7 protein-coding genes and 1 pseudogene are annotated in these 11,263 nt (G+C 35.5%); all 8 read left to right on the top strand.

Annotated features, from left to right (window positions below):
* Positions 1-131 precede the first annotated feature (131 nt).
* Positions 132-2,165: a glycoside hydrolase family 65 protein gene (locus tag HNQ37_RS07860; RefSeq protein ID WP_183541033.1), complete on the top strand. Its 2,034-nt coding sequence runs from the start codon at positions 132-134 to the stop codon at positions 2,163-2,165.
* Between the two features lie 22 nt (positions 2,166-2,187).
* Entirely contained in the window at positions 2,188-2,922 is a 735-nt protein-coding gene (locus HNQ37_RS07855) for a DUF1003 domain-containing protein (protein WP_183541030.1), read from the top strand.
* Positions 2,923-3,618: 696 nt separating this feature from the next.
* Entirely contained in the window at positions 3,619-6,114 is a 2,496-nt protein-coding gene (gene parC / locus HNQ37_RS07850; RefSeq protein ID WP_183541026.1) for a DNA topoisomerase IV subunit A, read from the top strand.
* 401 nt (positions 6,115-6,515) lie between these two features.
* Positions 6,516-7,286 carry a VOC family protein gene (locus tag HNQ37_RS07845; RefSeq protein WP_183541023.1) on the top strand — a complete coding sequence of 257 codons (771 nt, stop codon included), beginning with the start codon at positions 6,516-6,518 and terminating at the stop codon, positions 7,284-7,286.
* 104 nt (positions 7,287-7,390) lie between these two features.
* Positions 7,391-7,843, top strand: coding sequence for a signal peptidase II (lspA, locus tag HNQ37_RS07840; protein WP_183541020.1), 453 nt, complete (start codon positions 7,391-7,393; stop codon positions 7,841-7,843).
* Positions 7,844-8,455, top strand: coding sequence for a histidine phosphatase family protein (locus HNQ37_RS07835; RefSeq protein ID WP_183541017.1), 612 nt, complete (start codon positions 7,844-7,846; stop codon positions 8,453-8,455).
* 38 nt (positions 8,456-8,493) lie between these two features.
* On the top strand, positions 8,494-9,426 hold the full coding sequence (locus tag HNQ37_RS07830; RefSeq protein WP_183541014.1) for an RluA family pseudouridine synthase: 933 nt from the start codon (positions 8,494-8,496) through the stop codon (positions 9,424-9,426).
* A gap of 395 nt (positions 9,427-9,821) precedes the next feature.
* Positions 9,822-10,941, top strand: a pseudogene (locus HNQ37_RS07825) (MFS transporter).
* Positions 10,942-11,263: the final 322 nt, after the last annotated feature.

Genomic DNA, 11,263 nt, shown 5'->3' with positions numbered 1-11,263 from the left:
GAGACTTGGATGAATCAATATCCAAGAAAAATGTTCAAGTATCAGACACCACTTCAGATGTATCGGGGTGGCTAAATTAAATTTGCAATTTGCCTATAATTACTAATGTATAATCTTTAAAGGAGAACCAAATGACTTCTGGTTGGATGATTGATTTCAATAAGGTTGAGATTGGAAAAATTTCCTATGGTCAAGAATCGTTGATGACTTTGGGCAATGGTTATCTTGCTTGGCGTGCCGCACCAGTTTGGTCTCGATGTTCGGAAAGCCATTGGCCTGGACTTTGCATTGCGGGTTTTTTTGATCATAAAAGAAAAAAAGTTACAGGAGAGTTGACTTTGGATGATCATGAGGTTTGTGATGGTTTGATAAGCTTGCCAAATCCCCAACTGATAAGACTTTTGGTTAATGGAAAAGAAGTTGACTTTTCTGACAGAAATGTGGTAGATCGTCGATCTTATGTTGATTTTCAACATGGAACTCAATTTGATAAATATACTGTCCGAGTGGAAGAAGGCTACATTTCTCTAACGACAACAAAATATGTGGATCCTATAAAATACCATTCATTTGGCTTTGAAGGAACCTTTGCTGCAACTTTTGAAGGTGATTTGATCCTTGAGTCATATATTGATGCTTCTATGAATATTTCTGAAAATGATGGAATTACATCTGGTAAGGTTTCTGATCATTTATTCCTCTTGAAAATGGCGAATAACCTAGAAATTGCTCTGGCAGCGAAGACCGCTGTCAACGGTCAATTGATTGAACAAATTGAATTAAATCAGGATAAACAACTTCTAGAAAGTGTAAAACAGCATTTTAGGGTTAATGAATCAATCATTTTTGATAAGGTGATCAATTTGGCAACGAGTGATGAGGTAGGTAATCCTGGGAAATTTGCACGTGATAGCGTAGAAAGTTTATCATTAGTTGATATCAAAGCAAATTCAAAAAAATATTGGGCTGAAGTTTGGGGAGAAGCAGACATTGAGATAAAGTCCGAAGACCCAGACATTCAATGTCTGACCAGAATGAATATTTTCCATTTATGGCAAGCTGCTCAGTTTAATGAAAAATCACACAATGATATCTCTGTCAGATTTGCTAGCTTAACAGACAAAAGTTCGGTATTCTCCTATTATGTTACCAATAGCCCCAATACAGCACGTGATCTCCTCGTTTGCTTAATCAAACGAAATGACCCGAGAAATGAAATAACCCTTGTTTATAATTTATGGATTTATCAACAAATAACTGGTGACTCCTCTTTAATGAATGAAATAGGTCTTGAATTTTTACTTGAGACGGCTAAATTTTGGCTCAATAAGACTCATCTAGAAGGTGATAAACATTACCATCTTTCAAATTCGACTCTAAATGAGCTTCATCCCAAGAATAGCGTTCTCTGGTCGGATAATTCCTATACTAATTTAATGTTAACTTGGCTATTAAATTGGGTCTTCATTTTACCAAATCAAAATGAGTTAAACTTACTTGAGATTGCAAAGAAGGTGGGTTTTGATAATGACTTGTTTAACAAAGCGAGAGCGGTTTCTAAGAGTCTTTTCTTAGGCATTAGTGCTAAGGGAGAGATTTTACTAAATGGATATAATAGTGTGGATTGCCTCACAAATATTTACAATTTAGGAACAGGCCAGCTTAAAAAATTAATAGAGCAGTTAGGTTATTACTTGCCTGAAAATTGGCTTCAAATCAATTATGGCTATTATTTATCTCAAAAGATATTCAGGTCAAACACATTGCTATCTATATTACTGGCGAGTATTAACGTAACTCTGGGAGATAGCAAGACAGCACTTGATTATTTCAATGAGGTTATTGGCTTAGATAACAACGATTTACTAAAAAAAACTGTGGCTGGGGATACATATTTTGTGATTATAGGACAAGTCTTAGAAATGATTCAAAATAAATTTTCAGGCGTTAATTTATGTGAAGGAGAAATCTTGATTTCGCCTAAGTTACCAGATTCTTGGCATAAATTAGCCTTTGTTCAAAAGTTCCAAGGTGTCAATTTAGCGATTGAAATTTCTGATCAGCTGCTTTATTTGGTTGCGGACCAGGATATATCTTTAAAGGTATATGGCAAAGAGGCTAAATTGAGATCTGGTCTCTTATCAACGTTTGCATTACAAAAATAAAATTTAGAAAAAATGGTGATTTATGGAAAAAACTTATAAGGATGTTGTTTCTGGAAAAGACTTTCCATTGACTGAAGGTATGTTTATCGGAGATCTCGATAAATCCTTGGTTGCTTTGATTCGTCGTGATGTTCGACATGTGCGAGCATCTGATTTTATCAGTCAGCATAGTCTAATGAACTATCGTCTCCGCAAGATCAATGATATGATTAATTCCGATAAAAAGGTTAATAAGCGGATGCGTGACCGCTTCACGAAAGTCTTGAACGATAAATATTATCATGAAATAGATGTCCAAAAAGAGCTAGATGAAACGAATACCTTCGGGCAAAAAGTGGCTGATGCAATTTCAAAGTTTGGAGGTTCTTGGTCCTTCATTCTTCCTTTTGGCACTTTCCTCATAATTTATGTATTAATTAATACATTTAAACCATTTGGCATTCAATGGGATAAGCCTTATTTTATCTTGCTTAATCTCGTCCTTTCTATGCTGGCAGCTCTTCAGGCGCCTCTGATCATGATGAGCCAGAACCGTGCTGCTGAATATGATCGAATGGAGTCTCAAAATGATTATCGTGTGAATCAAAAGACAGAAGTTGAAATTCGATTGCTTCATTCGAAGATTGATCATATCATTCAGCAAGATCAGCCGAATGGTCTGGAAATTCAAAAGCTTCAGACGGAAATGATTCAATCCCTTTCTCAGCAAATTTTGAGTTTACGTGAAGAACTTAAAGATCAAGATAGAATTAAATAATTTACTTGAATACACATGAGTCATTCAAATTACTTTTTCAATTAAATTTGATTGTGTCTGAATGCACCTTAAGCTATTGATAAAATAAAATAAATTATTTACTGGAATTGAACAATAAATATCTTGGAAAAGGCCCCTTACTTTATACTACAAGTTGCCTTTTAATCATTTTTTAATTAAAGACAATTAGTAAGCATTAATCAAAATGCAACAAAGTCTTGACAAATAAATTGAAGTTAAGCTAGTATTGAAAGTTATGCTTTGAATTCAAAGAAGAATGCTATAACTCTGAGAGTGAATGCGGATAGATTGATATGATAATAAGCCTTGTTAGTTGAATTCAGTGTTTTAAAGTTGCAAATCGGTTCAATTAAACTATAGGGTTAATTTTAAAATAATATTTACTTTCTGGTTTAAAACAATGCAAGAGACAATTTTCTCTGTAATAACGAATGATGCTGGAAAATTTGAGTAACATTGAAGATGATGAAATCATGTTAGAATGTGTTTAAGGATATTGCCACTAATTATTTTTTAAGTCACCTATTTTATTTGTTTCCTTAATTAGTGTTTATTACCCATCCTTGTGAAGTTAATTAGACTTCGAGCACTTGTGCTATAATTAAGCACTATAAAAGCTATCACAGACTTTTCAAGATAGATAAATAAAATCATTAGTAAGTAAAAGAAAATCACATGTCAAATATACAAACATTACCATTAGAAGATATTATGGGTGACCGCTTCGGACGTTACTCGAAATACATTATTCAGGAACGGGCGTTACCGGATATCCGTGACGGCCTAAAACCTGTACAACGCCGCATTCTTTATAGTATGAATAAAGACGGCAATACTTTTGATAAAGCATATCGTAAATCAGCTAAGTCTGTAGGTAATATTATGGGCAATTTTCATCCCCATGGTGATTCATCAATTTATGAGGCCATGATTCGCCTGTCACAGGACTGGAAAATGGAAGAGCCACTGATCGAGATGCATGGTAACAATGGATCAATGGATGGTGATCCCCCTGCAGCCATGCGTTATACCGAAGCACGTCTCTCGCAGATTTCGGACTTTCTTCTTCAAGATATCGAAAAAGAGACTGTGCCTTTGGCCTGGAATTTTGATGATACAGAAAAAGAGCCAACCGTATTGCCTGCGAGTTTTCCAAACCTTTTGGTTAATGGCTCAACGGGTATCTCAGCTGGTTATGCAACAGATATACCGACGCACAATCTAGGTGAAGTTATTGATGCAACCGTCTATTTGATTGATCATCCAAATGCCGATGCGAACGAATTGATGAAAATATTGCCTGGACCTGATTTTCCAACAGGTGCAATAATCCAAGGGCATGATGAAATCAAGAAAGCTTATGAGACAGGAAAAGGGCGTATTGTTGTACGTTCAAAAACCCGGATTGAAGCTCTCAAAGGCGGCCGCGAGCAAATTATCATTTCTGAGATTCCGTATGAAGTTAACAAGTTAAACCTTCAACGCCGTATTGATGATATCGTTATTAATTCAAAGGTACCAGGCATCGCAGATGCGCGTGATGAATCAGATCGTGAAGGTCTTCGAATGGTCGTTGAATTGAAGAAAGATGCAGATGTAAAGCTTGTACTGAACTATCTCTTTAAAAATACCGATCTCCAAATCAATTACAATTTTAACATGGTGGCCATTGATAACATGACTCCCCGTCAAGTTGGTCTCGTTCAAATGCTTTCTAGCTTCGTGAAACACCGTCGCGGCGTTATTGTAAAACGATCAGAATTTGATTTGCGTAATGCTGAGAAACGTCTTCACATTGTTGAAGGTCTCATTCGCATGGTTAGTATCCTTGATGAAGTAGTTGCTTTGATTCGTGCTTCTGAAAATAAAGCAGATGCTAAGGAAAATCTTAAAATTTCCTTTGACTTCTCTGAAGCTCAAGCTGAAGCAATTGTAACTTTGCAACTTTACCGCTTGACCAATACCGATATTGTTGTTTTACAAAATGAACAATCTACGTTGAATGAAAAAATATTGACTTTGCGTGCAGTTATTTCAGATGATAAAACCTTATTTAACTTGATGAAGCGTGAACTTCGTGACGTTAAGAAAAAATTTGCCCGCCCTCGTTTATCAATATTACAAGATAAGGTTGAGACGATAGAAATTGAAGCACATGAACTTATTGTGGAAGAAGAAACGGTTGTTTCTATTACTCGTGCTGCATATATCAAACGTACTTCGCCGCGTAGTTTTGCTTCATCAAATATTGAAGACATAGGCAAACGTGAAGATGATACTCTCATCTTTATGAACAAACATGCACGTACAACACAATATCTGCTGATGTTCACAAATTTGGGAAATGTGGTCTATCGCCCCATTCATGAACTCACTGAGATTCGCTGGAAGGATATTGGAGAGCATCTATCACAAACTTTAACGAATTTTTCTCAAAATGAAGAAATTATTTTTGTTGATTTACTAGATAATTTTGATTTAGAAAAGACATATGCCGTCGTAACAAAAAATGGTCAGATTAAACAGGTTGCATTGAGCGAGTTTACACCATGGCGAACATATAAGTCTAGGTCAACAACTTATATGAAGTTAAAAGGCATGGACGATCTTGTTATTACGATTTTCCCCAACAGCAGTGCTCTTACGGAATTTATGCTGATTTCTAAAAAGGGGTATGGCTTGAGATTCAATTTGGCAGATGTTCCCGTGCTTGGAAAGACAGCTTCAGGTGTTAAGGCCGCCAATTTAAAGGCTGATGACAATGTCAAATCAGCTTTTGCGGTGAATAATAGTAAAACCGTATATCTTTTGACTCAGAGGGGTGCTTTGAAAAGGTTCAAAGTTTCTGACATTCCATTGACCAGTCGTGGCAATCGAGGGCTTCAAGTTTTAACAACTTTGAAGAAAGAACCACACAGTGTTTTTGTGGCTGGACTTGTGATAAATACTGATAGAGCTGACGAGACGGATCTATTTTCGGTTGAATCAAATGGACATATAAATGATAGTCAAGTTCTAAAGGTGGTAGCTCAAGACGAAAAGGTTTATGTGACTGAATTAAATAGCCTCTCAATTTCAGAACGTACTTCAAATGGACATTTTATTACTGAAGGTGGAGTAGATGTTAAATCGGCTTCAATCGAGTTAAGAAGCAACCTTAAGAAAGATTAAATTTACAAATAGTAAAAATCATCAGAACTTTTGAAAACATAGCTTTCCATTTAGACTATAAATTTATTCCTTCTCTCCTGCATTTCAAAAACGAGTATGGCTAGGGTTAAAGAATATCCATGCAAAACTATTACTTGTCATAGGTAGTAAACCGAATTCAAGGAGCCACAAATTGTTGAACAAGTCTTTACGAAGAATGCATTATTTATTATCAATGAATAAAAACTGTCAACTTGACGATTTTATGGAAAAGATTTGTCAAGATATTGAGCAATCAATCTTAGGTCGTAAGAGAATAGATGCAATTTTTCGAAACTTTTTTGACTATCATTTATCTTAAAATGATAAAATGGAATCATCAAATATAGAGCGGTTTCATTCGCGAAAAAGGAGTGTTCTTTATGACAAAAACAGTTCATGGGAAAGGAATGCCGGGTTGGGTTGAAATTGCGGCTGATGATACAGCTGCGGCAATCAAGTTTTACACAGAGTTGTTTGGCTGGACTGAGCAGTCTATTGGTGACGAGAACTTTGAATATCATATTCTTATGAATGGTGACAAAACAATTGGGGGGTTATCTGGTAAGATGAATCCTGGGCAACCGAGTGCATGGCTAACTTATCTTGAGACAGATAATATCGATGCAACAATTAAGGATATCAATGATAATGGTGGTACAACTTATATGCCTCCTACTGCAATGCCTGGAGGTCGATTTACAATTATTTCCGATCCTGCTGGTTCACCATTAGGAATTGTTGAGAGTGATGGTGTGTTTGACAGTAATGGTGAGAAAAATGGACTGGTCTGGTTTGAACTTGATATTAAAGACAAATTCTTAGAAACAGTTGAATTTTACAAAAATGTTTTTGGCTGGGATCCAGAGACAGGTTACGACACAGCAGAGATGACTTATTTGACGGTAGCACCATGGATTGGTGTGTATACTGGTCCAGATTTCCCAGAATACTTCAAGAATCATTCTCAATGGTCAGTGACTTTTAATGTATCAAACATTGATTTGTTTGCTGAGAAGGCTGAAACTTTAGGAGCCAGAATTGAGCATGTGATGAAAGATACACCTTATGGTGATTTCGTGATGTTACGTGATTTGGAAGGTGCTTTCTTTGTAGGAATGACACCTAATCAATCAGATAAAAAATTTAATTGAGTGTGAAAATTGTAGATTAATATCTGCAATTTTTGTTTACTTTGGAAAGCTGTAGGATTTTATAGCAAGCTTTAGTGAGCTTAAGAGTATGGTATAATCATGCTATGAAGAAAATCTTTTCTCTCACTATTATTGTCTTAGGTATCTTGATTGACCAATTAGTTAAGTTTTGGATCGTGAGTAATGTTCCCTTGAATTCTGTTAAAAATTTTATCCCTGGAATTTTTAGCCTAACCCATTTGACAAATATGGGGGCAGCATGGTCAATGCTTGAAGGACAACAGTGGTTATTTAATATTTTGACTCCAATTGTTATTGTTTTTGCTGGATATTATCTCTGGAGGAAAAATGGTATTTTAATTTTCAATATCGCATTGTCGCTTATTATTTCAGGGGCACTAGGAAACTGGATTGACCGTATTCATCAAGGATATGTAGTAGATATGTTCCAGACCGATTTTATAAATTTCCCTATTTTCAATATAGCAGATTCACTTTTATCAGTTGGCTTTGTAGTTCTTATTTTTGCTATATTATTTGAAAAAGAAAGTAAATAAATGGTTACGATTTATTTGATGCGTCATGGTGAGACAACTGCCAACGCTGATCACCAGATGCAAGGGTGGACTAATTCTCCTTTGACTGAAAGAGGTTCGAGAGGCATTAGGGAAATTGGGAAAAATTTGACGGTTAACTTTGACGCTGCTTATTCGAGCGATTCAGGAAGGGCCATCGAAACTGCGAAATTAATTTTGTCTGAAATGGGACTCTCCGACATTGAAATTCATACCGACAAACGTCTTCGTGAATGGAGTTTGGGGAGTTTTGAAATGAAGTCAGTCTCGAAAGTAGGTGGAGCTTTATTGCCACGTGCTCTTAAGAAAAGTCATTTTCGCCGCCCGACATTTGAGGATTTCGCGGAAAGTTTACACGATCTAGATACAACAGGTGAGACTGAATCTTGGGCTCAAATTGATACTCGCATTCATTCAGTAATGAAAGATATTATTAATTCGGAAGCAAATGAAATTTTAGTGGTCTCTCATGGCTTCTTCATTGCTACAGTTTTAGGTATGACTAAAGAAAATACTAAGGCTAAGTTTGGAATGAAAAATGGTCAAATATTTAGAATTTTATTTTCAGATGGGAAATTTAAATTAATAGAATAAAGCAGTATCAGAATAAATTAAAGTTTAAAGAGGAAAATTTGAAAGTAATTATTGATGAAAAAAATGTAGGTGCACGTCTAGATAAGGCTCTTTCTACACAGACAAAACTTTCACGCACTCTCTTAACTGAGTTGATTCGTGGAGATAAAGTCACGGTTAATGACAACATTAAGAAGGCTAAGTATAAAGTTTTACTTGGTGATGTGATAGAGTTTAAAGTACCAGAAGCTGAAGTTCTTAATATAATGGCTGAAGACATTCCACTTGATATAATCTATGAAGACTCAGACCTGGCCGTGATTAACAAGCCCCAGGGCATGGTGGTTCATCCTTCAAATGGTCATTCTTCAGGAACTCTGGTCAATGCGTTGATGTATCAAATTAAGGATCTTTCAACAATTAATGGGGTGGTACGTCCTGGTATTGTTCATCGAATTGACAAAGACACAAGTGGCCTATTGATGGTTGCCAAAAACGATAAGGCCCATGAATCATTGGCTGCCCAACTTAAAGATCAGAAAAACAAACGTCGCTATTTGGCAATAGTACATGGAATAATTGAAAAAGATCATGGCACAATTGACGCACCAATTGGACGCAATCCAAAAGACCGCTTGCGGCAAGCAGTTGTAGCAGGTGGAAAATCTGCTGTAACCCGTTTTGAAGTACTTGAACGTTTTCCAAGTGGGCATGGCTCAGGTGGTTTTACGCTTGTAGCTTGCCGGCTGGAAACGGGGCGCACTCACCAAATACGTGTTCATATGGCCTATATCAAACATCCAATTGCTGGCGATTCACTGTACGGACCTCTGAAAACTTTAATTCCAAATAGAGGACAGTTTCTTCATGCAGAAACTCTAGGGTTAAAGCAGCCAACAACAGGAGAAGAAATGGAGTTTAAAGCTGAATTACCTGAGATATTTAAAAACACGATCAAGTCACTGCGCAATAAGAAGCATCAGATAGGTTAATCAAGGAGCAGTGACTTTTTATTGAATTTTATAAAAGTATTGACATTGAATAACAATAAACCCTTTTGAATTTAGTTTTGTTAAATTCAAGAAGGCTTTTTCTTATATTTTAAAAAATATGAAATTTATCAAACTTCAATTATAAGGAAAAGATTTTGGGTAAAGATACAAATTCGTTTTCATAATTAGCTGTTGCTGATATTATTTACTTCTTGGCTCAGAGATTCAAGAGATTCTTGTTATAGTGATCAAAGTTATAAGATTTCTTTCAATTTTTCCGGTAATATAGACATTTGATAGAGAGTGCACAGGAAGTAACGAGATAATGAAAAAATTTAAAAAGGTGAGTTAATGAAAAAAAGAATCATTTGTTATTAATCATTGGTACTGCTTGGATGATTGACGCATTGGATGTTGCACTTCTGTCATTCATTATGCTATTGTTAAAAACTGAATGGACGTTAAACTCTACTGAATTAGGGATGATAGGATCTGTCACTTCAATAGGCATGATTTTAGGTGCAATTATTTGTGGAAAACTTTCGGACATGTATGGAAGAAAACAAGTGATGCTTTGGTCAATTGTTATATTTTCTTTGTGTAACTTAGCTTTGGCTTTTGTTCCAAATATTACTTGGTTTATGGTAGTGAGGTTTATAACTGGTATAGGGCTAGGGGGAGAACTTCCTGTAGCTGCTGCAATGATAGCTGACAATTATACTGGGAAAAAAGAAGCAAAATGCTTGTTTTAGTTGACAGCTTCTGGGCATATGGGTGGATTTTAGCCTCACTTATTGCTTATTTCATTATTCCTTTTTTGGGGTGGCGTGTAGCCATGGTAATGGCTTCACTTTTTGCATTGTATTCCTAATCGTAAGAAATCGACTTCCCGAAGATACTAGTAAGAAGAGGAATACTGGGGGGACATTTAACAAACTATTTTCAAGTCAATATCGCTTTAAATTGTGCATTTTTGGTTCATTGTGGTTTATTGTTATGTTGACATACTACGGTATTTTCTTATGGCTTCCTAGTATCTTAGTAATTCGTGGTTTTTCAATTGTAGATTCTTTAGGTTTTACTTTGATGATGAGTTTTTCACAATTACCTGGGTATTATCTGGCAATATATCTTATGGATAAAATGAATCATAAAGTGGTTTTAGCTATATATTTATTAGGTACAATTATTTCTTGTCTATTTTTCGGCTTTGGTAAGAACGTTGAAGTAATTTTAGTTACTGGAGCATTCTTGTCATTCTTTGATTTAGGCGCATGGGGGACTTTAATAACTTTAACACCAACCCAGTTTCCTAAGGAAATTCGAGGAACTGGAATGGGAACAGCACAATCTTTTGGACGTGTTGGCGCTACTATAGGTCCATTTCTAGTAGGTTGGATGATGAGTCTAAAAATGGAAATTTCGGCTATACTTAGTTTATTTGTTATTTTATTATTAATTGCCATATTTATTTTAATGTTTATTTCTTTAGGTGATACTACTGAGACAATATAGCTGTAATCTCGTTTTGTCAAAAATGAGCTGCTGATTAAAAATATAAAGGACTTAAAACAATCGTATAAGTTTGTACGATTGTTTATTATAATCATTCTAGCTTTTGAAAGTAGGGTTCCAAAAAAATTCAAAGACAAAATGAACGTTCATCTTATTTTTCACTGGTAAAGGGAAGAAGGAGAATAAAAAAATTTTTTAAATAATCATTTTGTTTTAATATTTAACTCTAGGCAAATTGCAAATTTAATTTAGCCACCCCGATACATCTGAAATGGTGTCTGATACTTGAACATTTTTCTTGGATAACAATTCATCCAAGTCT

Source organism: Lactovum miscens (assembly GCF_014202895.1).
Lineage (GTDB): Bacteria > Bacillota > Bacilli > Lactobacillales > Streptococcaceae > Lactovum > Lactovum miscens.
The sequence above is the reverse complement of the archived record's forward strand: the minus strand, read 5'-3'. Positions and strand labels throughout refer to the sequence as shown.

What these genes read in the sequence shown, in the direction of transcription:
- HNQ37_RS07860 (WP_183541033.1), top strand. Translation starts at nt 132, where the DNA reads ATGACTTCTGGTTGGATGATTGATTTCAATAAGGTTGAGATTGGAAAA.
- HNQ37_RS07855 (WP_183541030.1), top strand. Translation starts at nt 2,188, where the DNA reads ATGGAAAAAACTTATAAGGATGTTGTTTCTGGAAAAGACTTTCCATTG.
- parC (WP_183541026.1), top strand. Translation starts at nt 3,619, where the DNA reads ATGTCAAATATACAAACATTACCATTAGAAGATATTATGGGTGACCGC.
- HNQ37_RS07845 (WP_183541023.1), top strand. Translation starts at nt 6,516, where the DNA reads ATGACAAAAACAGTTCATGGGAAAGGAATGCCGGGTTGGGTTGAAATT.
- lspA (WP_183541020.1), top strand. Translation starts at nt 7,391, where the DNA reads ATGAAGAAAATCTTTTCTCTCACTATTATTGTCTTAGGTATCTTGATT.
- HNQ37_RS07835 (WP_183541017.1), top strand. Translation starts at nt 7,844, where the DNA reads ATGGTTACGATTTATTTGATGCGTCATGGTGAGACAACTGCCAACGCT.